This is a genomic window from Legionella donaldsonii (assembly GCF_900452385.1).
GTDB classification, from domain to species: domain Bacteria; phylum Pseudomonadota; class Gammaproteobacteria; order Legionellales; family Legionellaceae; genus Tatlockia; species Tatlockia donaldsonii.
In genome coordinates this window covers 1,251,518-1,273,537 of sequence record NZ_UGOA01000001.1, presented here as the reverse complement: position 1 = coordinate 1,273,537, position 22,020 = coordinate 1,251,518, and the positions used below count along the sequence as shown (strand labels likewise).

The window sequence follows — 22,020 nt, the reverse complement described above, 5'->3', positions numbered from 1 at the left end:
CGTTAATAAAAGTCCAAATTAGCCGCGCTAGATTAGCACATGATCAATTAATGTTCACGCGTTGCCGAAAAATGAATTTTCGGATAACGCTCCTGTGCCATGGTCAGATTCACTTTGGTAGGGGCCAGATACATGAGAGAATCACTGCCATCCAGCGCCAGATAGTCGTGAGCCTTGGTACGAAATTCAGTCATTGCCTTGTCATCCTCGCTGTAAACCCAACGAGCACAACTTACATTCACTGCCTCATAGACGCAATCTACTTTGTATTCGTGCTTTAAACGATGCGCCACCACATCAAATTGAAGAACGCCAACAGCACCCAGAATTAATTGGTTAGAGTTGAGTGGTCGAAATATCTGGGTCGCCCCCTCTTCAGACAATTCAATCAACCCCTTGAGCAACGCTTTACTTTTTAAAGGATCTTTCAGACGTACCAAGCGAAACAGTTCAGGGGCAAAATTAGGGATACCTGTGAATTTCAACAGTTCGCCTTGACTAAACGTATCGCCAATACGAATTGTGCCATGATTATGCAAACCAATAATGTCACCTGCCATCGCCAATTCCGCATGGCTGCGGTCACCAGCCATAAAGGTCAACGCATTGGCAATTTGCACTTCTTTACCTAGGCGTAAATGGCTTAACTTCATTCCCTTTTTAAAGGTTCCAGAGCAAATACGTAAGAAGGCAATGCGGTCGCGGTGTTTAGGATCCATATTGGCCTGAATTTTAAATACAAAGCCTGTGAAAGCGTCTTCTTGCGGCTCTACTATCCGCTCAACGGTCTCACGTGGCATCGGGCCTGGGGCATATTTGGCAAAATCATCCAATAGTTCTTTAATACCAAAATTATTAATCGCTGAACCAAAATAGACCGGCGTCATTTTTCCAGCCAAATAATCAGCCAGATTAAATTCGTGAGAAGCCCCTTTGACCAATTCAATTTCATCACGTAACTCTTGTGCCGTTTGACCCAGGAGTTGATCCAGCTGCGGGTTATCTAACCCTTTAATCTGCATCGCCTCTTGCTTTTGTGTATTTTTACCGGGCTCATAGAGATAAACTGTATCCTGATAAAGATGGTAGATCCCTTTAAAGCGTTTACCCATTCCCACCGGCCAGGTTACTGGAGCACATTGAATGCCCAAAACAGTTTCTACTTCATCAAGCAAACTGATCGGCTCTCGCCCTTCACGGTCCAATTTATTGATAAAGGTCATAATAGGGGTATCACGCAAACGACAAACTTCCATTAATTTAACGGTTCTGTCTTCTACCCCTTTTGCCACATCGATAATCATTAGTGCGGAATCAACGGCAGTCAGTGTACGGTAGGTATCTTCGGAAAAATCTTCGTGGCCTGGTGTGTCCAGCAAATTCATCACATGGTGGTTGTGGACAAATTGCATCACTGACGTGGTAATGGAAATACCCCTTTCTTTTTCCATCTCCATCCAATCAGAAGTCGCATGCCTATCTGCTTTGCGCCCTTTTACGGTTCCGGCCAGCTGAATTGCACCTCCGAATAACAACAGTTTTTCGGTAACGGTTGTTTTACCGGCATCCGGGTGAGAAATAATGGCGAAAGTCCGCCTTTTGGTAAAATCCTGGTAAAAATCAGACATAAAGAAAACCTGCTGCGCATTCGATATGCGCATTCTAAGTGAAATAACAAAAACAGACAATTTTACCACATTCAATTACGGAATATTGGCTGCTATTTATTTGCAAATTAATATTTACTAAAGTGTAACTTTAACCGGGGCCTTACTTTTAATAATTGCTTACGGGCACGTTTCAGCCATAAGGCAGGCCAAAAACCATATAAAGTTGCCAAATGATAAAAATACAAACTCCGATAAGTGTAAAGTGCAACCTTACCACTGATAAAATGCTGGATTTTGGCAAAACTGGTCAAATGGCCATAAGCGCCATAACAGGCCAGGGCAACAATAGAACCTCGATCGCGATACTTAAACACGTTCTTTGGTTTATGGCCGGAAAATTCAGCGTTGAATCTATCAGCTAAAAAACTGGCTTGCTGATGCGCTGTTTGCGCTCTCGCAGGCATCGGAAAACCAGTATTGGGATCCATTAAATGCGCACAATCACCGATAGCAAAAATACTGTCATCCCGCGTCGTTTGCAGTGTTGGTTTAATCATGAGGCGATTAATAGGATCCGTTTCCAGACCTGCTATTTTACTTAAAAAATCGGGTGCTTTTATACCAGCTGCCCAGACACAGAGATCAGCCGGGATAAATTCGCCTTTTTCGGTGTGAAGTCCATTTGCCTGCACTTGAATCACTTTCGTGTTGGTGTAAACATTCATCCTGAGCGACTCCATCTTCTTACAGACCGAGTCAGTGACTCCTTCTGGCAGTCCTGACAGGATACGATTGGAGGATTCAATCAGTGTAATTTGAGCTAATTTTATTGCTGAGTTATCGAGTTCATACGCTTGAACTTGTGTGAGTGAGTGATGTAATTCTGCTGCAAGCTCCACCCCTGTAGCACCCGCTCCTACAATGACAATATTAAGGGGTTTTGGTGGGGAGTTGGGAAAATAATTAATCGATAAAATTTTATTGAGATATTTTTTTTGAAACACATTTGCCTGCTCGAGATCATCGATCGTTAAGCAAAACTCACCCACTCCAGGTACACCAAAACTATTAGAGCGGCTGCCTACAGCAAAAATCAGCGAATCATAATGCAGTGTCCTTGATGGAATAATCGCTTTACCCTGCTCATCGAGTAAGGGGGCAATCATGATCACTTTACTTTCTCGATCCAAATCTATCATTTTTCCTGGCTGGAAATGATAATAATGGTTAGAGGCATGGGCATAGTAATTAATTTGATCAATATTAGAATCGAGAGAACCTGCAGCCACTTCGTGTAATAAAGGTTTCCATACGTGAGTGGATGTTTCATCAACAAGCGTAATATCCGCTTTATGCTTTTTACCCAGTTTTTTACCAAGCCGAGTTGCTAACTCCAGTCCTCCTGCACCACCACCTACAATAACAATTTTGTGTTTGATCGGTTCCTGAGGCATCATCTACCTTCGCTTTTATTCGCTATAAAGATATTATCTTAGTTTAGTTTATCCCGGCTTTTTCAAGAAGCTAAAAGCGAAATGAAAATAGCCTTGGAATTTTAAGAGCATAAAATGTCTATTGAATCGATCGTATTTATTGAGAATCCCAGCGAAGAAGATCATGGCACCATTTATCATGGGATCAACCATTACGCGGCCCAACAAGGTATGGCCGGTACAGGTGGGTATTTTTTTGCAGCCTACGATAACGTCAACAAAATTATCGCTGCTATTTCCGGCTTCGACAATTTTGGTCCGGCAGAAATTGGGGGGCTGTGGGTTGATGAGCGGTTCCGCAATCAGGGTTATGGGAAAGCCCTGGTTACCAAGGCAGAAGAATGGGCTAAAAGCAAAGGATGCAAAGCCGTCACTGTTTTTACCCTCAAGGAATGGCCAGCTTATGCCTGGTATCAGACACTGGGTTTTGCAGTTGAATACGAACGTCCAGGGCATGCCAATAATTGCATAGGCTGCTACCTGATTAAAAAAATTTAAACCGCAATCTTCGCACACTGACCTTTTAATCTTTATGGCTCTTTTTGGTTACTACCAATAGAAAATATGCTCCGCTGCATACATCGTTTTTTTAATTTCTATTGATGGTTTCTTTCTAATGAGACTAAACTGTAGTAAGAACCTGAACCTAAATGCCATGAAAAATTTTAATCAAAGGGTTTTATTAAATCTTTTTTTATTAATTCTATTCTTCTTGCAAATAGGCGTTAATGTTTCGTCTTATGTACAGATCCAGCACCTGCTTAATGCCAAGCAATGGGTATTACATACACAAGAGCTAATTAGCGCGATTAATGACTTATGGGGTAATATTCTAGAAATTAGCGTGTATACGAGAGGCTATGTCATTACAGGTGATGCCAACTCTGTGCAAGCATTGAATAATGCCAGCGCTGCCGCTTCAACAAAAGTACAAAATCTTAAACGACTCATTAAAGACAATCCGAAACAACTTGAACGTTTGAACCATTTAAGCACTCTATTAAAAGAGCGCATTCATTTCAGTAATTCCGTTATTGCGATTTATCAAAAAAAAGGGGAAGAAGCGGCTGAAGACCTATTAACCAAACAAAGAGGCGCTTTACTGCACCAGCTTCAAACAGTCATCTTTACTATGATTAATACAGAAAAATCCCTGCTAAACGCAAGAGATGATGAGCTACAAAAAACCAGCGATACAGCGCTTAGCTATATCAAAATGACCAATACCCTGACGTTTGTTCTGTTTTTTTTGTTCCTTGGAATATTCAATATACAATTTTCGCGCACCGTTAAACTTATTCAGAGAAGAAAACAGGCAGAAGATCAACTAAAAGGCATCATTAGCGGGACAAATGATTCTATCGCAGCAATTGACAACAATTATAATTTGATCGCCTTTAATCCTTCCTACGCCCAGGATTTTCTGCAACTTTTTGGTAAATCCATTTCCCTGGGTGACAATTTAAACGATCTTTTACAACATCTTCCTGCTGAACAAACCAACCTGATTACTCTATGGAAAAAAGCACTCAGCAATAAAAAATTTTCCATTATTGAAGAGTTGGGTGATTCAAAACTGACACGTAACAGTTATGAAATTACTTATAGCCCCATTCATAATGCAGACAATATACTCATTGGCGCCTCACAAATTGCAAGAAATGTGACGGAACGTTTAAAAATAGAAAAAGAGATGGAAAGAGCCAACGCACAACTAACAAAAAACATAGAGGAAACCAGGCAAAGGAATCATGCTGTGTATCTGCTCAATCAATTAAGCAGTACGTTGCAAATGTGTTTAAATGTTGAGGAAACTTTAGAACCTATTGCAATGTATGGGCAAAAGATCTTACCCACCACTGCAGGTAGTTTATATTTAGCCCATCCTTCTAAAAATTATATGGACTGTATGACAGGTTGGGGCAAGCCTATTATAGAAGAAAAAATAATCGGTACCGAACAATGCTGGGCTATCAGACGTGGGCAAATTTATCATTATTATAACTCTGGGCAAAGTATTCCATGCCAGCATGTGAAAGCAGTTAAACCCATACCCTGTTATGTCTGTATACCGCTTCAAGCACAAAATGAAAACATAGGTCTGCTATACCTGGAATTTCTAAATAGCCAAGACCTGAATGAAAAGGAATTTCGGCAACTCGTGGAGAACCATGAACAATTAATTATTAGCATTGCCGAATCGATAGCACTATCCCTCTCAAATATTAAATTGCATGTGAGTATAAAAATGCGCTCCATTAGAGATCCACTCACCAATTTATACAATCGCTCCTACCTGGAAGAATTTTTTTCCAGAGAATTACAACGTGCAAAACGGCAAAATAATAACTTGGCAATAGTCATGATGGATCTTGATCACTTTAAAAAGGTCAATGACACTTATGGCCATGAAGCAGGCGATATCGTCTTAATTGAGGTCGCTAATTTATTAGCACGCAATATTAGAGAAACAGATATTGTTTGCCGCTATGGTGGCGAAGAAATCTTACTTTTGTTAGTCGAGGTTAATAGTGCAGAAGAAGTTTATGAACGGATCGATCAGCTGCGTCAGGAGATTGGTAAATTAGAAATTTCTTTTCAGGGGAAATTACTCGAAAGAATCACTGCTTCTTTTGGCATTGCGATGATGCCCGAACATGCCGACACTCAAAGCGCATTGATTGAAATCGCAGATCGCGCACTCTACCAGGCAAAAAAACAAGGCAGAAATAAAGTTGTTTATTATAAAAAGACATAATCCTCTCTTGTCAGGGCAAGAAAGAGAGGAATTAAAACAGAGGGTGTTTTGGATGCGGTCCGTAGAACACCACAACTAGTCCTTCCTTACCTTCCGCGCGGAATCGAGAACTTATCCTGACTAGTTATTCATTGATTAATGAAAGCGCTTCTCCTTCACAGACAAAGTAATCATTAACTTTGGCGGCACTCACCAGAGCCAGCGTTTCGGGTTGCCAGCGTGGAGCTTTATCTTTATCGACCAATAAAGCTCTTACTCCTTCGTAAAAATCCGGATCACGCATAAATTGGCCAACCAGGCAATAATCCATCTTAATGCATTCGGCCATCGACAGGTTTTTTGCTTTGTGAATTTGTGCCAGAGTCACCTTAAGACTTAAAGGTGCTTTTTGCTGTAAATGATCTAAAGTCTGAAGAGCCCAGTCATCACCACTTCTCTGCAATGAAGCAAAGATTTTTTCTACACTGTCCTGCGCGAAACATTGATCAATAATGGCTTGCTTCTTCTCAAACACAGCTCGCTCAGCAGGCATAGCAAATTGCTGCAGGCAATTAGCAACCGCTTGAGAAGCGTTGTGTGATAAATCAGCAGCAATAAGACTCATTAGAACATCTTGCAATTTATCTGAACGAATCACTTGCTTCACCAAACCCAACGCAAGTGCCTCCTGCGCATTTAAACGATCCCCTGTTAAACCCAGATAAACCCCGAAATTTCCTGGACAACGAGCCAGTAAATAACTGGCAGCGATATCGGGAAAAAACCCTATCCCCGTTTCAGGCATAGCAAAAACAAACCGTTCACTGGCAATGGGGTAGGAACCGTGCAAAGAAATGCCAACCCCCCCTCCCATTGTGATCCCATTCATCAAGGAAATATAGGGCTTGCTATAGCCGTGAATATAGTGATTTAACCGATATTCATGCCAAAAAAACTGCATTTGCCCAGGATCTTTGTTAAGTCCTGCGTCATAAAGCCAGCGTACATCACCTCCAGCACAAAATGCTTTTTCGCCTTCAGCCTGAACAATGACCGCATGAATATCATCGTCGCTCTGCCACAGTTCCAGCTGCTGCTGTAAGGCTTTGATCATCTCCAGAGTTAACGCATTTAACGCGTTGGGGCGATTTAAGGTCACTAAACCAATATGCCGCTCACGAGCAAAAGCAATATCCGCTGTCATACTACACTCCTTTGAATTTTGCCTGTCGTTTTGCCAAAAAAGCAGCTACACCCTCTTGTTTGTCTTCACTGGCGCAAACCTTGGCAAAATGAACGGCTTCTAAATGCAGTGCATCAGTCAAAGACAAGTCATAGCCATGATCAATCACTTCCATGACACTAGCAATAGCTAAGGGAGCCATTGCTAAAATGCCCGTTAGAATTCGTTTGCTTTCCTCTATCAATACGTCGGGTGCAAAGACTTCGCTGACCAGTCCCCAATTCAGCGCTGTTTCTGCATTGATAAAACGGCCCGTTAAACACAGATCTATCGCACGACCTTTACCTATCAGCCTTGCCAAACGCTGTGTCCCGCCATAACCCGGGATAACTCCCAGTTTTACTTCCGGCTGACCGAACTGTGCTGTAGTTGCTGCAACCCGCATCGTTGCTGCGATTGCCAATTCACAACCACCACCAAATGCAAAACCGTTGATTGCGGCCAGAGAAGGCTTGCCCAAGGTTTCCAATTGTCTAAAGACATGTTGCCCCTCACAGGCAAATTGATAGCCGCTTTGTGCATTACACTCTGCCAGGCGGGAGATATCCGCACCCGCACAAAAAGCTTTCCCTGTTCCGGTTAAAAGCAATGCTTTGACTTTTTTGTTTTCTTTTGCCGAGGCAAAAATTTCCGCCAAAGCATGCAAGACATCACTGCTTAGAGCATTCAATTTTTCCGGACGATTTAAAGTAAGGGTCAAGATACCGTTGCTATCCAATTCTTGGGCAATTAAATTCATTTAGAAACTCCTGTTAATCAATAAAATACTCTTCATCCAAACTTGCTTTAGCAATAATTTCGCGCATGATTTCATTAGTACCCTCAAGGATCTGATGCACCCTGAGGTCACGGAAAATGCGCTCAATCTGATAATCGTGTAAGTAACCATAACCTCCATGCAGCTGCATTGCTTTGTCACTGATACGAAAAGCAATATCAGTCGCTAGACGCTTAGCCATTGCACAATACATGGGCGCATGGGGATCTTCTTTATCCAGAGCATCAGCAGCGCGGTACACCATTAAACGGGCAGCCTCAAAATCCGTCAACATATCAGCAAAATAAAAACGCAACGCTTGCATCTGGTTTAAAGATTTACCAAATTGCTTACGTTCATTTAAATAGTTTTGAGTTAAACGCAAACAGGCAATCGCCCCTCCTAAAGAACAGGAAGCAATATTAACCCTACCTCCATTTAATGCTGATAACGCAATTTTAAACCCCATCCCCTCAGCACCGACCCGATTAGCCACAGGGACACGGCAATCCTCAAAATACACCATACAGGTAGGTTGACTGCACCATCCCATTTTCCTTTCCAACTTACCGAAACTCAACCCCGGCGTATTTTTCTCTATTAATAAACAGGAGATCCCGTGATGGGATTCATCACCTGTTCTTACCATACATAAATAGACATCACTGACACTGCCGCCGGAAATAAACGCTTTAGCACCATTTAAAACATAATGATCACCTTCTAAAACTGCACGGCTTTTTAATGAAGCTGCGTCAGAACCAGACTCAGGTTCAGTCAAACAATAGCTAGCTAAAGCGGTCATGGAAGTCAGACGTGGCCCCCAGGTCCTGCGTAAAGCTTCATCGGCATAACGATCGACCAAAGAGGTCACCATATTGTGGATAGAAAGATACGCACTGGTCGTGATACAACCAGTCGCTAATTGTTCAAAAATAAGAGCAGCATCAAGCCGTTTGAGATTAGAGCCCCCAATATCTTCAGCAGAGACAATTCCGGCCATGCCGAGGCCTGCCGCTTCTCGCAAGGTTTCAACCGGGAAAAAACTATGTTCATCCCAATTCGCTGCATTGGGCGCTAATTTATTGCGCGCAAATTCTGCAGCCATATCACGAAAAGCGAGATGCTCTTCACTGAATTTAAAATCCATAGCCCATCCTTAGTTAAACGTGAAATCAATTCAAAGACCAAACAACCTTATGACAGTTCGATAAAGATGTTATTATTGCCAATTTTTGGCGTCCGTGAAATAAAAAACAAGAAAAAATCACATGGAGACCACCACAAATTTTGATATTAAACAGGCAAAGGCTGCTCATGTCTTAAAAAATTATTTTGGTTTTGACGCTTTTCGCCATCCTCAAGAAGAAATTATCAACGAACTAATTGCAGGTAATGATTTACTTGTACTTATGCCGACCGGTGGTGGTAAATCGCTCTGCTACCAGGTTCCAGCGTTAGTACGTGCGGGAGTCGGGGTTGTCGTCTCTCCACTTATTGCGCTCATGGAAGATCAGGTTGCAGCCCTAAAATTACAGGGAATTCGCGCCGCTTATTATAACTCGTCATTGAGCAGCAATGAGGCAAGGCAGGTATTGGCGCAATTACACAATAACGAACTCGATTTACTCTATATTGCCCCTGAGCGCTTGCTAAGCCAGGTTTTTCTTGAACGGTTACAAGACTGCCCTATAGCTTTGTTTGCTATTGATGAGGCCCATTGCATCTCTCAGTGGGGGCACGATTTTCGTCCTGAATATGCCGCGTTGGGTTTATTGAAACAGCATTTCCCTGAAGTGCCTGTCATTGCGCTGACAGCAACCGCTGATCAACAAACACGGCAGGATATTATTGTTAAACTGAATTACAATCCGAAACAATTTATTGCTTCTTTCGATCGCCCTAATATTCACTATCTTGTGCTTGCCAAAAATAATCCCCTAAAACAGTTAAACCAATTTCTACAAACCCAAAAACAACAGTCAGGCATTATCTACTGCGGTACTCGCAACGGGGTGGAACGCCTTACAACGAAACTGCAGGAAGCGGGTTACAGTGCCAAAGCCTATCACGCTGGTTTGTCTCATAGTGAGCGCCGCGAAGTGCAATCTTTATTTCGCCACGATCGCGTTGAGATTGTCGTCGCAACACTTGCTTTTGGTATGGGTATTGATAAGTCCAATGTGCGTTTTGTCGTGCACTACGATTTGCCCAAAAATATAGAAAGCTACTATCAAGAAACTGGCAGAGCTGGCCGCGACGGCCTGGCTGCACAAGCCCTGCTTCTCTACGATCCTGCCGATAGTGCCAGATTACGGGGCTGGATTGCTACAGGCAACAACGAAGCTCAGCAAAGGGTAGAAACGTCTAAATTGAATCATATGCTGGCCTTTGCCGAAGCAACTCATTGTCGTCGGCAAATTTTATTGCGTTATTTCGCTGAAACAAGTGATCAAGCCTGCGGTAATTGCGATGTCTGCGATAATCCGCCCCAAACCGTCGATGCAACTGAAGATGCGCAAAAATTGCTTTCCTGTATTTACAGATTACGCCAAAGTTATGGTTTAACCCATACTATTGAAGTATTGCGCGGTCAGAATTCCGAAAAAATCGAAAAATCAGGCCATCATCTTTTAAGCACCTATGGCATTGGCAAGGACAAATCAATTGCTTACTGGAAACAATTAGCATGGCAATTGATTCATCGGGATTATTGTTATCAGGATCTGAACCAGTTCAATGTGTTGCGCCTGTCTAAAAAGGCTATCGCCCTATTAAAAGGAGAAGAAAAAGTTTCTCTTGCTCTCGTGAATGTGGATGCGAAAAATAAAACAGCTAAAACAAAAGCACGCAATCTTCTCACTGCCACGCATCATCCACTGTTTGAAACATTGCGTGCCCTGCGCCGCCAATTAGCCGATGAAGAAAATAAACCACCTTTCATGATTTTTAGCGATACAACCTTGCATGAAATGGTGCGTGAGAGACCGCAAACGATGGAAGATTTATTGAATATTTCCGGGGTAGGCCAACATAAACTCAACCATTATGGCATGTACTTTCTAAAAGCCCTGCGCGACTATGTCGAATTAGTGTGACATGTGAGCACTTCGCCGTATTTTTGTCATACCGTCGTCTAGTAGCCTTGATGCAGCGTAGCGTAATCAAGGTATTCACTCTCCAAAATTAAACAGTGAATATGCCCACGCTTATAATACAAACATTGAGATAAATAAACCTTGATTTCGCTACGCTGCATCAAGGCTACACTTGTTTAGGAATAGCTTTTCTACCAAATCAGTGTGCGTGGCAACCTATTTTCAAATGAACCTGGTAATATTTGGCTTTACTTCCTTCAATAAAGCCACGTGTTTCCACGACTTCATACCAATCCAGTTTACCATGCATTTTTGCTGCTTGAGCCACAGCATTATTGATTGCTTCTTCAATACCCTCTTCCGATGTGCCGACCAGTTCAACAATTTGATAAACTCGACTGTTCATTTTCTCTCCTTGAAATCATTGGCAATACATTGAACCTGAATTTGAGTGTAGACGAAAAACGACTATAAAGAAAAGTCTTCAATCATTCTTGAAGCTGTTGCTGGGCTTTGGCAATGGCTTTGCGAATCATTTGCGCTTCTTCTGATTGCTCAGGAGCCAATTTCAATAAATGCTGCCAATAGTTAATGGCTTGCTGATAATGATGATTCATGAATGAGTCCATCGCTAACATGGCTAAGGCATCGGGTTGGTCAGGATCTTGCCGCAGCAAATTAGTAAATAAAGCTCTAATCGGCTCATCAAAACGCTGTTGATTTAACTGCCAAAGGCTTTGTCCATAATTGACGGTGGTGGCTGTATCGTTGGGAGCGAGTTGATGGGCCTTGGCAAATGCTTCAGACGCTATTTGCCATTGTCCTTGGCTGACATAAAGCCTACCCAATAAGTACCATCCGCGTGCACTGTCAGGATTGGCTTGTAAACGCGCCTTTAATCGATCAACTAACTCCGTCGGGCTTTTGATAGTCTGAAGAACCGCTTCTACTCGGCGCTGCCTTTCTGTTTCCTGCCTATAATGTTGCCAGGTAGACCACGCACCCCATCGCCAGTAGGCAGCAGCTACCCCAATAATTACTATTGGCGCCAAAACAGCAGCAAACCACTTCGTTTTACGCAATGGGTATAAGGCCACTGGCAATGCCAGCAGAACCAGGGTGATAAAACACAGCGGAAGCCACCATTCATTCATTTGTCGTTCGCTTCAAACAAGTACGCCAAAAAATTAATAATCCCAGCAAAAGAAACAATGCAGGACCAAACCATAATAATACCGTCAAGAGCTTAACTGGTGGTTTAAATAAAATAAAATCACCATAGCGGGCAGTTAAATAACTAATAATTTCGCTGTCACTTTTTCCCTCTTTAACCAACTCATACACTTGCCTACGCAAATCTTTGGCGAGACTTGCATGGGAGTCAGCCAAATCCTGATTTTGACAAACCAAACAACGCAGCTCTTTTAATAAATGTAAAAATTGCGCTTCCTGTTTCGGTGTTTCCAAAGGATAAAGGGTATTCGCATACCCAGTAGAGAAAAACAAGGAAACCAGGAGCAGGCTTAAACAAGCTGTCAATCTCATCATGCTTCACCCTGCAACGTTTTCATAAGCGGCAAGAAATCAGCTTGCCAGGTTTTTTCGTCCAGAATACCAACATGGCGGTAACGAATAATACCCTTCTTATCAATAAGGAAAGTCTCAGGAGCCCCATAAACACCCAGATCCATAGCTACTTTCCCTGTTTTGTCTTCGCCAATCACCTGATAAGGATTGCCCCATTCTGCAAGCCATCGTTTAGCATTTTCGCTGCTATCCTTGTAATTCAAGCCATAAATTGGCACCCCTTCACGAGCAAGCCGTAACAAAAATACCTGTTCATCCGTACAAGCAGCACACCAACTCGCCCACACATTTAATAAAGCTATGCGTCCGTGCATCGATTGTGGGGTGAATACTTGCTCTTTACCCAAGGTTGATAATTGAAATTCAGGTAACATTTTCCCTATCTGTACAGAAGGAAGAGTCTGTGGTTCCAAACTTAAACCACGCCAGAGAAAAACGACCAGCAGACTAAAAACTGCTAAGGGAATTAACCGCCAATACAGTGCTTTCATACTGCAACCTCTTGTATCTGATTAGCGAGCTTCTGGCGTTTCTGGTAATAACGACGATCCGCCAGGGCAAGTAATCCCCCTGCTAAAATCATAAAACCGCCCCCCCAGATCCAGCGCACAAAAGGCTTGTAATACAAACGTACCGACCAGGCTTTATCATCAAGAGGCTCACCCAAAGCAACATAAATATCACGAAAGGGATTCACGTCAATAGCTGCCTCAGTCATTGCCATTTGCCCAACATTGTAAATACGTTTTTCAGGATAGATAACCGTGCCTTTATCCTTGTGCCTAATCGCAAAGTGCGCCTGTGTGCCGTGATAATTTGCACCTTCTAAAGGAATTTCCCGCAAAAACTTAATTGTATAACCTGCCAGTGATACAGACTCACCGGGTGCCATTTTTACATCATCTTGAATGCCATAAGAATTCGATACCGCAATACCAATTACTGTTGCGGCAACACCGCAATGAGCAAGAACCATTCCCCAAAAAGCCTGACCAAGATTTCTTAACCCTCGCTGCTTGCTACGAATATGAATCAGTTTTACTGTGCTCAATATCACCCAGAAAGCAAGTATTAACCCTAAGAGTGCATAACCATCAATACGTCCGGTTAAAGCAAACTGTAAACCCAGAGGTAACAGAAGACTGGCAAAAAATACAAGTCGCAATTTAGTCCCTAGTTTTTGCCAACTGTCTCGCTGCCAGTTTAAATGAACGCCAATTCCCATGAGGATCACTAAGGGAATCATCAATGGAACAAACACTGAATTAAAATAAGGCGCCCCAACGGACAGCTTACCCAAACCAAGCCCGTCAATGAGTAACGGATACACAGTCCCCATTAATACAGTCAGCATCATAACTGCCAGAAAGACATTATTCAGCAGTAATGCACTCTCACGCGAAAGCGGTGAAGGATTATCACGGCGCTGTAAAGTCTGTGCCCGCAATGCAAATAAGGTTAACGAGCCACCAATCACGACTAATAAGAAGCATAGAATATAAAGACCTCTCTGAGGATCAACAGCAAACGCATGGACCGACGTTAATACGCCTGAGCGAACTAAAAAAGTGCCTACCAGGCTAAGTGAAAAAGCAGTAATAGCCAGTAATAAAGTCCAAGCCTTAAATTGCTGTCGTTGTTCACTGACTGCGAGTGAATGTAATAAAGCGGTACCAACGAGCCAAGGCATAAAAGAGGCATTTTCAACGGGATCCCAAAACCACCAACCGCCCCAACCTAATTCACGATAAGCCCACCAACTACCCAGAGTGATTCCAGCAGTGAGACAGCACCAGGCAGCTAAAGTCCATGGTCTGGTCCATTTTGCCCAAGACGCCTCAACACGCCCCACCCAAAGTGCAGCAATCGCAAAAGCAAACGCAACCGAAAAACCGACATATCCCATATAGAGCATTGGTGGATGAAATAAAAATCCTGGATCTTGCAACAAAGGATTCAGATCACGCCCTTCTGTCTCTAATAATTGAAATTGCCGTGTGAAGGGATTAGAGGTTGAAAGCAGGAAAAGAATGAATCCAATACTAAGCCAGCCTAGCACTACTAAAACCCGTGCACGCATTGCCGAATCCAAAGCGGAACTAAAAAAACTAACTGCCAGCATCCATACACTTAATATGGCAACCCACAGTAGCATCGACCCTTCATGTCCGCCCCAGACCGCGCATAATTTATAAAACCAGGGGAGTGAAATACTGGAGTTAGTGAGTACATAAGTCACAGAAAAATCATCACTCAGAAAACAAGCCGTAAGACAGCAATAGGCAAAGGCTATAAAAACAAATTGCCCAGATGCATAAAGCGGTGCGGCAGCAACCCAGTCTGTTTTGTTTCGCACAAGCCCCCAGGCAGGAATAATCGCCAGCAAAAAAGCAAATAGCAACGCCAATATTAGAGAAAATAAACCAATTTCAGCAATCATGCGCTTTTCTTTTCTCCTTGTTGAGCCGCTTTAGCCAAGGCATCTTTAACCTCCGGAGGCATATAATTGGCATCGTGTTTCGCTAATACTTCCTGCGCTTTGAATTGCCCATCTGTGCTGAGCTCACCAAGCGCGACAATTCCCTGCTCTTCACGGAATAGATCGGGTAAAATACCTTCATAATTGACAGTCACTGTTTGCTTGAAATCAGTGAGCTTAAATTGAACCGCCAACCCCTTGCTTGCCCGTACAATACTGCCTTTTACCACCATACCACCTAAACGAATTGTATGTTTACTGGAAGCCTCTCCATTAACAATCTGAGTTGGGGTATAAAATAAACTGATGTTCTGGCGCAATGCATAAAGCACTAAACCCGTCACCAGCGCGAGAATAGAAATGATAAATAAAAGCAGTAACATTTTACGCTTACGTACAGCATTCATGAAGACTGTCTCTTAAACCATTGTTGTAATAATTTGCGGGCACGGGCGCGTTGTAGTCTTAGGCCAACAGTATTCATTGCCAAAACGACGACTACCAGACCATACGCAGACCATATGTAGGAAGAATAGCCTCCCATGGCAAGCCAGTGCATAAACTGTGTCATAATTCTTCTCTCTCCACCAGGTTCTTTACCCACTGCTGCCGGCGTTCACGCAGAACCACCTCATTTCGAGCCTTATGTAACATAACCCACAGGCAATAAAAAGAAAAACCAGCCAGCGTCAATAATAAAGGATAAAGCATAGTAATCGCGATTTTTGGTTTGGCAAAAACAGATAAAGTTGCGCCTTGATGCAAGGTATTCCACCAATAAACAGAATAATGAATAATGGGCAAATCTACTAAACCCACCAACGTCAAAATAGCGACGATTTTATCGCCCTGCTCTTTATTCTGAAAAGCCGTTCCAGTCGCTAAAATCGCCAAATATAAAAGCAATAAAATAAGTTCGGAGGTCAACCGCGCATCCCAAATCCACCATGTTCCCCACATGGGCTTACCCCAGATACTGCCCGTCACTAGCGCCAGAAAAGCCATAATGGCCCCTGTTTGGGCAGCAATCCCTAACATTAAACCAGCCATTTTAATGCGCCAGACCAGCAAAAGCACTGCCAAAAATCCCATCCAGCCATAAATTGCCATCGATAAAAAAGCTGTCGGAACATGCACATAGATAATACGGAAAGCATCACCTTGCTGATAATCCGGTGGTGCAAAAACCAAACCCCAGATCATACCAAGTAAAAGAAAAAGCAAAGCACCAGCACCCAGACAAGGTAGCCATGATCGTGTCAGCTCATAAAATGCCTTTGGCGATGCCAGTTGGTATAAAAATTTCCACATAGGGAATAATTGAATCAGAAAAAAACAAAAATTTTACCATGCATTACTCAGCAAGGCTAATACGAATCACCGCTGCAATCGCAAAAGGTAAAAAACCAACCGCAAGAATGGATAAAGCCAGCAAGAGTGCTAAATAGCCCAGTACAGGCAATCCTTGCATCACCGCGGTTAAACTACCACTGCCAAAAACCATTACCGGGATAGTAAGAGGCAATAAGATCAATGCCATCAACACTCCTTTTTGCTGCATGCCCGCACTAAATGCAGCAGCCAGAGCACATAGAAAAAGAATGGCCGGTGTACCGACAATCAAACTACAAAGTAAAATGGTTGTTTCATAGGCAGTCAAATTAAACAATAAAGCTAACAAGGGACAAAAAATCAGCATGGGTATCAGGTTGAGTAACCAATGCACTAAAATTTTTGCTCCCACAATCACGCTTAGGGGGTAACCAGAAATCAACCATTGTTCCACAACACCGTCTTCATAATCCTGTTGAAAAAGCCCCACTGAAGCTAACAACATAGCCAGTAACATTGCTATCCATACTAATCCTGGTGCGACGGTACGTAAGAGAATGATGTCGGGTGGCATGGTTAATGGAAAAAAAACAGCCACCATTAAAAAGAATAAGGCCGCCTGAAACAAAAGTCGTGGTTGGCGAAGATGAATGAGCATTTCTCGGCGGAATTGGCGGCGAAAGAGGGTTAACAGACTCATCATCACAGAGAATACTCCTGATAACTCGTCCGGTTTAATGGCAAATTCTGGTGTGAAGTCAAAATAACCTGCCCACCCTGGGCAAGATGGCTTTCAAGGCAAGTTATCAAGGTAGAAATGGCTTCTTTATCTAAAGCGACCAAAGGCTCATCCAGCAACCATAATTTCGCATCAGTCATTGCTATGCGTAATAATCCAACCCGCCTTCTTTGCCCCGCCGAGAGATGATAAACCAGTTCATCACCAAACCCTTGTAAACCAAAGCCTGCTAATAGATGGTCAAAACTGAGGGTGCGTCTACCCCAGTGCATATCAAAAAAACAATTTTCTTTGATGGTAAGTAAAGGATTAATCCCTCCTTTATGCCCAACATAACAAAGCTTTTGTTGGTAAGCCGCAAGATCCGCCATGATCGCTTGTCCATCGTAACGAATTTCCCCCTCATGGGGCTGAAGCAACCCTGTCAATAATTTGAGCAATGTTGTTTTGCCTGCACCATTATTGCCCCGCAAATGCAGTAATTGTCCTGCAGCTACAGAAAATTGGACCTTCTGTAACAAAGGCTTATCCTGATAGTCAAAAGTGAGGGATTGAACGTCGAGCATGCAGGATTTCATTAATTAAAAAGGGCAGCCTATCTATATTTGCTTATTCTGGCAAGAGCAAATCAAGAGTAGACGTCTTGCGAAACTCGCTGCAGTGAGAGCAGCGCGAGGAGAGACGGCGCGCAGAACCGCAGTGTACACGTCAGTACATGAGGATTCGAGCACCGGTTCGACGAAGCGATGCGCCAATGCAGTAGAGTTTCAAAAGAAGTCGACAAGACTTGCACTACAGAGCGGTCATGGTGATAATCATTGCTTTATAAAATTTAATTAAGGTATATGATGGATTTCCTGATGCAATACGGTTTATTTGTTTTAAAAAGCCTCACATTGGTCATCGCAATACTACTGACGCTGGCTGGTATTTTAGCACTAAGCCGTGGTTCCAAATCGAAACATAAACTGGAAATCACCTCGCTCAATAAGCAGTATGATGAAATTCAACAGCGAATGGCGCATGAAATAAAAAATAAAAAACCTGAGAAGAAAAAGAAGAATAAAAATAAAGAAGCAAAATCATCGCTGTATGTGATTGATTTCCAGGGTGATATAAAAGCGTCGCAAGTGAATGAGTTTCGCGATGTTATCACTGCTGTTCTTGCAATAGCTCAAGAGAAAGATGAGATTGTTGTTCGTCTTGAAAGCCCTGGCGGTGCAGTGAATGGCTATGGATTAGCCGCTTCCCAATTACAACGTATACGCGATAAAAAAATACCATTGACCGTTTGCATTGATAAAATTGCTGCTAGCGGCGGTTATTTAATGGCTTGCGTTGCCAACCGGATTATTGCTGCTCCTTTTGCTATTGTGGGCTCCATTGGTGTTGTTGCTCAATTACCTAACTTTCACCGTTGGTTGAAGAAAAATAATATCGATTTCGAATTATTAACCGCCGGTGAATACAAACGCACACTCACTCTTTTTGCTGAAAATACGGAAAAAGGGCGTGAAAAATTCCAGGAAGAATTGGAAAAAATTCATCGCGCTTTTAGAGATTATGTGCTTGGCCATCGTCAGCAATTGGATATCGAAAAGGTAGCGACTGGTGAACATTGGATAGCCAAAGATGCCTATGATTTAAGACTGGTGGATAGTTTGAAAACCAGTGATGATTACATCACTGAAAAAATGGAAAACTACAATGCATTTAAGATTGCAATTCACGGCAAACGCTCTCTCCTTGACAAACTGATGCAACCTGCGATGAAATTGCTGCATCGATGGGCTTAAAAAAGAAAATAGTAGCCGCGGATACAGCACTGCGGCTACTGAGTTACAAATGGAGTTGTTGTGAGATTCTTTTTTATTAAATCCAGATTCAAAAATGTAGAACAGGTATATTGGCTTAATGGGCCTCAAGTGACCTTGCCTTTAACAAAAGAAAAAGTGGTTGATGAATTTCTTGCCCTGGGCTTTTATAGGTTAATGGGGATTTCTACTCCCAAAACTTATTTGGGATCATCAGCAAACGATGCTGTTCTTATCAGTAAAATGATTAAGAATTGGCAAGGTCTTCGTTTCAACGATAATTCTCCTGAAACTCCGAGCTTACCCTCTGATCTAGACGGCCTAGCAGAACTTGAATTAGCCGCAGCAATCCTGTCAGATATTGATCTGAGTGGATGGGTTTTCGATAACATCGGTAAAAAACAGACAGGAGACAAAGTCCGGCTCACGAAGCATGATGGTGGAACTCAGGTTTTATCTTCTGAAAAATTAAAATTTTATTTGCATTTTTTTCAATTAAAACAGCAAGATAAAGAATTTCCCCAAGGGATTTCAACCTTATGTGATGATGACTCCCTCAACCATACTTATCTTAAAGTTTTTCTAGTTGATAACGTCACTCATTATAATCAGCGATATAAACATTTATTTGATAACCTTACTCCCGAACATAGAAAGCGGGCACTTATTAAATTATTCCATATCGAAAGAAATGACCTAATGCTGCTAGTTTCTAAAGTTCCCGATGATTGGTTGCCTCCGGCCAAGAAAGTAGAGACTGTTAATTTTTTAGAAAGTCGCCTTGCAGAATTTAGGAAAAAATATCAACCCCAGTTAGGGCCCATTAATGCAACAATGAAAGAACAATCCTCCAATTATTTTTTTCAAAAACTACTGAATCAAAAGCGTGTTGTCCGAGATGATTGGGCAAGTCGATTCGTTGTTGATACAACCTTTTCAGACAATAATGACTGGAGTCAATCAGGCGCGGGGCAACAACGCTATATTAAAAATTAAATCAGCAACCCCTTTTCGTCCCTCTCGACGAGGTCGGTTCTCAATCGTAGCCTGGCAATTAATTTTATATATCATTTCCTCTACAACAGGCTTTCTTCTCCTGTAAATGAGAAAGGCAAATTGTTGTTGTACTATCCCTGCTTATTCCTTGTCCTCTCCACGCACGCAGGGAATTTTTTGCTAAATTCCGTCATTAGATTCCCATTCAGGTTTTTTTCCCATATAGTTGTATATACTTAACGAATAAAGAAATTAAACTGTCAGCACGGAGTAAATCATGGGTGATTTCAAATCAAAGCTACCGGATTTTAAAGAATTGAGCTCCTTTGCGGGTAAGCTTTTCAAGGATGTTAAAACCAGCGTCGGTGAAATTATTGACGAATATAAGAAAAAACGCGAAGCAGAAGAACAGGCTGCAGCCGCAGCCCAGCCTAAAACCCCGCCTAAACCTACACCGGCGGCTCCTCCTCAAGCTCAAGCTCCGCAACAACCTCCAGCTCCGCAACCAGAACCTGGACCAGCAGAAGAATCCCCTGCCAAAGCAAAAAAACCGAAGCCTGCTGCTGAAGAAAACGTGGGAAAAGACGAAAACGCCGATAGCGGACAAGCTTAAAAAAGCGTCCCCTCTATTTATACACAGATAGAATTCTTTCCCCCCTGGTCCTCCAGGAAGAAACTGGGGGGTGAGAAAGGTCAGGCGCGCTCCGGGCGTGTTAAACCATACTTACGCATCTTTTCTACCAACGTAGTACGACGCATATTTAAATAGCTTGCAGCATGAGCTACTACCCAATCGGACTCATCCAAAGCCTGACTAATAAGCGCTAGCTCCGTTTTTACCAAATGCTCTTTAAGATCAATACCATCTCCCGAAAAAGCTTGCTCCTGACTAACCATTTCAAGCAGGCTCTCGCGCTCATTGCCGCTGACTGCAGTATTCGTTGTAGGAAAATTATTATCCGTCTTGAATCGCCTTGGCAAATCATCAATATCAACGATCCCGTTAGGGAATAAAATAGACAACCGTTCAACAAGATTAGCAAGTTCACGCACATTACCAGGCCACTGATAACGGCTTAAAGCCTCCAAAGCCCCAGGCATAATACGTACACTCGGCCTATTTTCACCTTCAATCCTGGCAATTAACTCATTCACTAACAAGGGTAAATCTTCACGCCTGGCCCGTAACGGAGGCATATCAATAGGAAATACATTTAAACGATAAAAAAGATCTTCGCGAAACTTCCCTTCTTCAATAGCCTGCTCAAGATTTCTGTGCGTTGCAGCGATAATTCTGACATTGACCTCGACACTCCTATTAGAGCCTACGCGCTCAAAGCATCTCTCTTGCAAGACCCGTAATAGCTTAACCTGCATGGCCAAAGGCATATCGCCAATTTCATCAAGAAATAATGTGCCACCATTTGCCAATTCAAAACGCCCTTGTCTGGAGGTAATTGCCCCAGTAAACGCACCTTTTTCATGGCCAAACAATTCACTTTCCAATAACTCAGCTGGAATGGCACCACAATTAATAGGAATAAACGGTTTGCTGTGGCGTGACGATAGAGCATGTATATTTCGTGCTACAACCTCTTTACCTGTACCAGACTCCCCTAGTAATAATACGCTTGCCTCAGTATTCGCAACCTGCTCAATCAGCCGGCGTACTTGCCTGATTGAATCACTATTACCTACGAGACTACGAAATAAAGAAGTTCGCTTTTCATGACTGGATTGGGCCAAAGCAATTTCCTGAGCAATTTGACATTTATGCAAAGCTTCCAGCATCTGTGCATAACTAAATGGGAAACAAAGGTTTGCCAAGACGTTTTTAGTATAGTAACGACTCTCGGGTATAGGAGAATCAACCAGTATAACGGGTAATTTGGGGGCATTAGTACCCAGTTCATCCAAAAATTCAATGGTATCGTTGTAAGAGGAACGTACACCGGCTACGATTGCCTGAGCATCCTTGTAAGATTGGGATTGCCAATTACTATAATTGGCATGAAAACAGGTTTCACCCACAAAACTCAAGATCGTACTGAGCTTGTGACAACGTTCTTCGTTGTCATCAATGATATAAATTGCTTCATTGTTGCTCATAACCGTATCCCTGTATCCTGGTTATC

General features: G+C 42.6%; 22 protein-coding genes. 6 read left to right on the top strand and 16 right to left on the bottom strand.

What is annotated here, in order from left to right; translation table 11 throughout:
* Positions 1 to 47: 47 nt before the first annotated feature.
* The gene (locus tag DYC89_RS05950; protein ID WP_115220941.1) at positions 48 to 1,628 is read right to left on the bottom strand and encodes a peptide chain release factor 3; all 1,581 of its coding nucleotides are present in this window, start codon (positions 1,626 to 1,628) and stop codon (positions 48 to 50) included.
* 107 nt (positions 1,629 to 1,735) lie between these two features.
* Complete coding sequence (locus DYC89_RS05945) at positions 1,736 to 3,067, bottom strand: NAD(P)/FAD-dependent oxidoreductase (RefSeq protein ID WP_245953955.1); 1,332 nt, start codon at positions 3,065 to 3,067, stop codon at positions 1,736 to 1,738.
* 111 nt (positions 3,068 to 3,178) lie between these two features.
* Here DYC89_RS05945 and DYC89_RS05940 point away from each other — a divergent pair, with 111 nt between their 5' ends.
* Entirely contained in the window at positions 3,179 to 3,601 is a 423-nt protein-coding gene (locus DYC89_RS05940; RefSeq protein WP_115220940.1) for a GNAT family N-acetyltransferase, read from the top strand.
* Between the two features lie 157 nt (positions 3,602 to 3,758).
* Positions 3,759 to 5,861, top strand: coding sequence for a sensor domain-containing diguanylate cyclase (locus DYC89_RS05935; RefSeq protein ID WP_181879335.1), 2,103 nt, complete (start codon positions 3,759 to 3,761; stop codon positions 5,859 to 5,861).
* Between the two features lie 124 nt (positions 5,862 to 5,985).
* Here DYC89_RS05935 and DYC89_RS05930 read toward each other — a convergent pair whose 3' ends face one another.
* Genes DYC89_RS05930 through DYC89_RS05920 form a run of 3 tightly spaced genes read right to left on the bottom strand, consistent with a single transcriptional unit; the run spans position 5,986 to position 8,990 of the window.
* Positions 5,986 to 7,044 carry an enoyl-CoA hydratase/isomerase family protein gene (locus DYC89_RS05930; RefSeq protein WP_115220938.1) on the bottom strand — a complete coding sequence of 353 codons (1,059 nt, stop codon included), beginning with the start codon at positions 7,042 to 7,044 and terminating at the stop codon, positions 5,986 to 5,988.
* A 1-nt stretch (position 7,045) separates the two neighbouring features.
* Positions 7,046 to 7,822 (bottom strand): enoyl-CoA hydratase/isomerase family protein, encoded by a 777-nt coding sequence (locus DYC89_RS05925; RefSeq protein ID WP_115220937.1) that lies wholly within the window; start codon positions 7,820 to 7,822, stop codon positions 7,046 to 7,048.
* A 13-nt stretch (positions 7,823 to 7,835) separates the two neighbouring features.
* Entirely contained in the window at positions 7,836 to 8,990 is a 1,155-nt protein-coding gene (locus DYC89_RS05920; protein WP_115220936.1) for an acyl-CoA dehydrogenase family protein, read from the bottom strand.
* A 121-nt stretch (positions 8,991 to 9,111) separates the two neighbouring features.
* Here DYC89_RS05920 and recQ point away from each other — a divergent pair, with 121 nt between their 5' ends.
* Complete coding sequence (gene recQ, locus DYC89_RS05915) at positions 9,112 to 10,938, top strand: DNA helicase RecQ (protein ID WP_115220935.1); 1,827 nt, start codon at positions 9,112 to 9,114, stop codon at positions 10,936 to 10,938.
* A 199-nt stretch (positions 10,939 to 11,137) separates the two neighbouring features.
* Here the strand turns inward: recQ and DYC89_RS05910 are convergent, their stop codons facing one another.
* The 10 genes from DYC89_RS05910 to ccmA all read right to left on the bottom strand — a co-directional run bounded on the left by DYC89_RS05910 (position 11,138) and on the right by ccmA (position 17,641).
* Entirely contained in the window at positions 11,138 to 11,344 is a 207-nt protein-coding gene (locus DYC89_RS05910) for a dodecin (protein WP_058443593.1), read from the bottom strand.
* Positions 11,345 to 11,426: 82 nt separating this feature from the next.
* Positions 11,427 to 12,092: a tetratricopeptide repeat protein gene (locus DYC89_RS05905; RefSeq protein WP_115220934.1), complete on the bottom strand. Its 666-nt coding sequence runs from the start codon at positions 12,090 to 12,092 to the stop codon at positions 11,427 to 11,429.
* Positions 12,085 to 12,483 carry a cytochrome c-type biogenesis protein gene (locus tag DYC89_RS05900; protein WP_370634627.1) on the bottom strand — a complete coding sequence of 133 codons (399 nt, stop codon included), beginning with the start codon at positions 12,481 to 12,483 and terminating at the stop codon, positions 12,085 to 12,087. Before DYC89_RS05900 ends, DYC89_RS05905 begins: the two co-directional genes overlap by 8 nt.
* Complete coding sequence (locus tag DYC89_RS05895; RefSeq protein WP_115220932.1) at positions 12,483 to 13,016, bottom strand: DsbE family thiol:disulfide interchange protein; 534 nt, start codon at positions 13,014 to 13,016, stop codon at positions 12,483 to 12,485. The genes DYC89_RS05900 and DYC89_RS05895 overlap by 1 nt, the downstream gene beginning before the upstream one ends.
* Entirely contained in the window at positions 13,013 to 14,965 is a 1,953-nt protein-coding gene (locus tag DYC89_RS05890) for a heme lyase CcmF/NrfE family subunit (RefSeq protein WP_115220931.1), read from the bottom strand. The genes DYC89_RS05895 and DYC89_RS05890 overlap by 4 nt, the downstream gene beginning before the upstream one ends.
* A complete protein-coding gene (gene ccmE / locus DYC89_RS05885; RefSeq protein ID WP_115175502.1) occupies positions 14,962 to 15,411 on the bottom strand; it encodes a cytochrome c maturation protein CcmE in 450 nt (149 codons plus the stop codon). The genes DYC89_RS05890 and ccmE overlap by 4 nt, the downstream gene beginning before the upstream one ends.
* Complete coding sequence (gene ccmD / locus DYC89_RS05880; protein WP_115220930.1) at positions 15,408 to 15,575, bottom strand: heme exporter protein CcmD; 168 nt, start codon at positions 15,573 to 15,575, stop codon at positions 15,408 to 15,410. The genes ccmE and ccmD overlap by 4 nt, the downstream gene beginning before the upstream one ends.
* Complete coding sequence (gene ccmC / locus DYC89_RS05875) at positions 15,572 to 16,315, bottom strand: heme ABC transporter permease CcmC (protein WP_115220929.1); 744 nt, start codon at positions 16,313 to 16,315, stop codon at positions 15,572 to 15,574. Before ccmC ends, ccmD begins: the two co-directional genes overlap by 4 nt.
* 43 nt (positions 16,316 to 16,358) lie before the next feature.
* A complete protein-coding gene (ccmB, locus tag DYC89_RS05870; protein WP_115220928.1) occupies positions 16,359 to 17,039 on the bottom strand; it encodes a heme exporter protein CcmB in 681 nt (226 codons plus the stop codon).
* The gene (ccmA, locus tag DYC89_RS05865) at positions 17,039 to 17,641 is read right to left on the bottom strand and encodes a cytochrome c biogenesis heme-transporting ATPase CcmA (protein ID WP_115220927.1); all 603 of its coding nucleotides are present in this window, start codon (positions 17,639 to 17,641) and stop codon (positions 17,039 to 17,041) included. The genes ccmB and ccmA overlap by 1 nt, the downstream gene beginning before the upstream one ends.
* 282 nt (positions 17,642 to 17,923) lie before the next feature.
* Here ccmA and sohB point away from each other — a divergent pair, with 282 nt between their 5' ends.
* From sohB to DYC89_RS05850, 3 genes are all read left to right on the top strand, one after another.
* The gene (sohB, locus tag DYC89_RS05860) at positions 17,924 to 18,871 is read left to right on the top strand and encodes a protease SohB (RefSeq protein WP_115220926.1); all 948 of its coding nucleotides are present in this window, start codon (positions 17,924 to 17,926) and stop codon (positions 18,869 to 18,871) included.
* A gap of 60 nt (positions 18,872 to 18,931) precedes the next feature.
* Positions 18,932 to 19,885: a hypothetical protein gene (locus DYC89_RS05855; protein WP_115220925.1), complete on the top strand. Its 954-nt coding sequence runs from the start codon at positions 18,932 to 18,934 to the stop codon at positions 19,883 to 19,885.
* Positions 19,886 to 20,162: 277 nt separating this feature from the next.
* Entirely contained in the window at positions 20,163 to 20,498 is a 336-nt protein-coding gene (locus DYC89_RS05850; RefSeq protein WP_115220924.1) for a hypothetical protein, read from the top strand.
* A gap of 80 nt (positions 20,499 to 20,578) precedes the next feature.
* Here the strand turns inward: DYC89_RS05850 and DYC89_RS05845 are convergent, their stop codons facing one another.
* Positions 20,579 to 21,994 (bottom strand): sigma-54 dependent transcriptional regulator, encoded by a 1,416-nt coding sequence (locus tag DYC89_RS05845; RefSeq protein ID WP_115220923.1) that lies wholly within the window; start codon positions 21,992 to 21,994, stop codon positions 20,579 to 20,581.
* Positions 21,995 to 22,020: the final 26 nt, after the last annotated feature.

Coding starts and splice junctions, on each gene's coding strand:
- DYC89_RS05900 (WP_370634627.1), bottom strand. CDS start 12,483: ATGAGATTGACAGCTTGTTTAAGCCTGCTCCTGGTTTCCTTGTTTTTC.
- ccmE (WP_115175502.1), bottom strand. CDS start 15,411: ATGAATGCTGTACGTAAGCGTAAAATGTTACTGCTTTTATTTATCATT.
- ccmB (WP_115220928.1), bottom strand. CDS start 17,039: ATGATGAGTCTGTTAACCCTCTTTCGCCGCCAATTCCGCCGAGAAATG.
- DYC89_RS05845 (WP_115220923.1), bottom strand. CDS start 21,994: ATGAGCAACAATGAAGCAATTTATATCATTGATGACAACGAAGAACGT.
- DYC89_RS05935 (WP_181879335.1), top strand. CDS start 3,759: ATGAAAAATTTTAATCAAAGGGTTTTATTAAATCTTTTTTTATTAATT.
- DYC89_RS05945 (WP_245953955.1), bottom strand. CDS start 3,067: ATGATGCCTCAGGAACCGATCAAACACAAAATTGTTATTGTAGGTGGT.
- DYC89_RS05850 (WP_115220924.1), top strand. CDS start 20,163: ATGGGTGATTTCAAATCAAAGCTACCGGATTTTAAAGAATTGAGCTCC.
- DYC89_RS05910 (WP_058443593.1), bottom strand. CDS start 11,344: ATGAACAGTCGAGTTTATCAAATTGTTGAACTGGTCGGCACATCGGAA.
- DYC89_RS05950 (WP_115220941.1), bottom strand. CDS start 1,628: ATGTCTGATTTTTACCAGGATTTTACCAAAAGGCGGACTTTCGCCATT.
- ccmD (WP_115220930.1), bottom strand. CDS start 15,575: ATGACACAGTTTATGCACTGGCTTGCCATGGGAGGCTATTCTTCCTAC.
- DYC89_RS05905 (WP_115220934.1), bottom strand. CDS start 12,092: ATGAATGAATGGTGGCTTCCGCTGTGTTTTATCACCCTGGTTCTGCTG.
- recQ (WP_115220935.1), top strand. CDS start 9,112: ATGGAGACCACCACAAATTTTGATATTAAACAGGCAAAGGCTGCTCAT.
- DYC89_RS05890 (WP_115220931.1), bottom strand. CDS start 14,965: ATGATTGCTGAAATTGGTTTATTTTCTCTAATATTGGCGTTGCTATTT.
- sohB (WP_115220926.1), top strand. CDS start 17,924: ATGGATTTCCTGATGCAATACGGTTTATTTGTTTTAAAAAGCCTCACA.
- ccmA (WP_115220927.1), bottom strand. CDS start 17,641: ATGCTCGACGTTCAATCCCTCACTTTTGACTATCAGGATAAGCCTTTG.
- ccmC (WP_115220929.1), bottom strand. CDS start 16,315: ATGTGGAAATTTTTATACCAACTGGCATCGCCAAAGGCATTTTATGAG.
- DYC89_RS05920 (WP_115220936.1), bottom strand. CDS start 8,990: ATGGATTTTAAATTCAGTGAAGAGCATCTCGCTTTTCGTGATATGGCT.
- DYC89_RS05925 (WP_115220937.1), bottom strand. CDS start 7,822: ATGAATTTAATTGCCCAAGAATTGGATAGCAACGGTATCTTGACCCTT.
- DYC89_RS05895 (WP_115220932.1), bottom strand. CDS start 13,016: ATGAAAGCACTGTATTGGCGGTTAATTCCCTTAGCAGTTTTTAGTCTG.
- DYC89_RS05930 (WP_115220938.1), bottom strand. CDS start 7,044: ATGACAGCGGATATTGCTTTTGCTCGTGAGCGGCATATTGGTTTAGTG.
- DYC89_RS05940 (WP_115220940.1), top strand. CDS start 3,179: ATGTCTATTGAATCGATCGTATTTATTGAGAATCCCAGCGAAGAAGAT.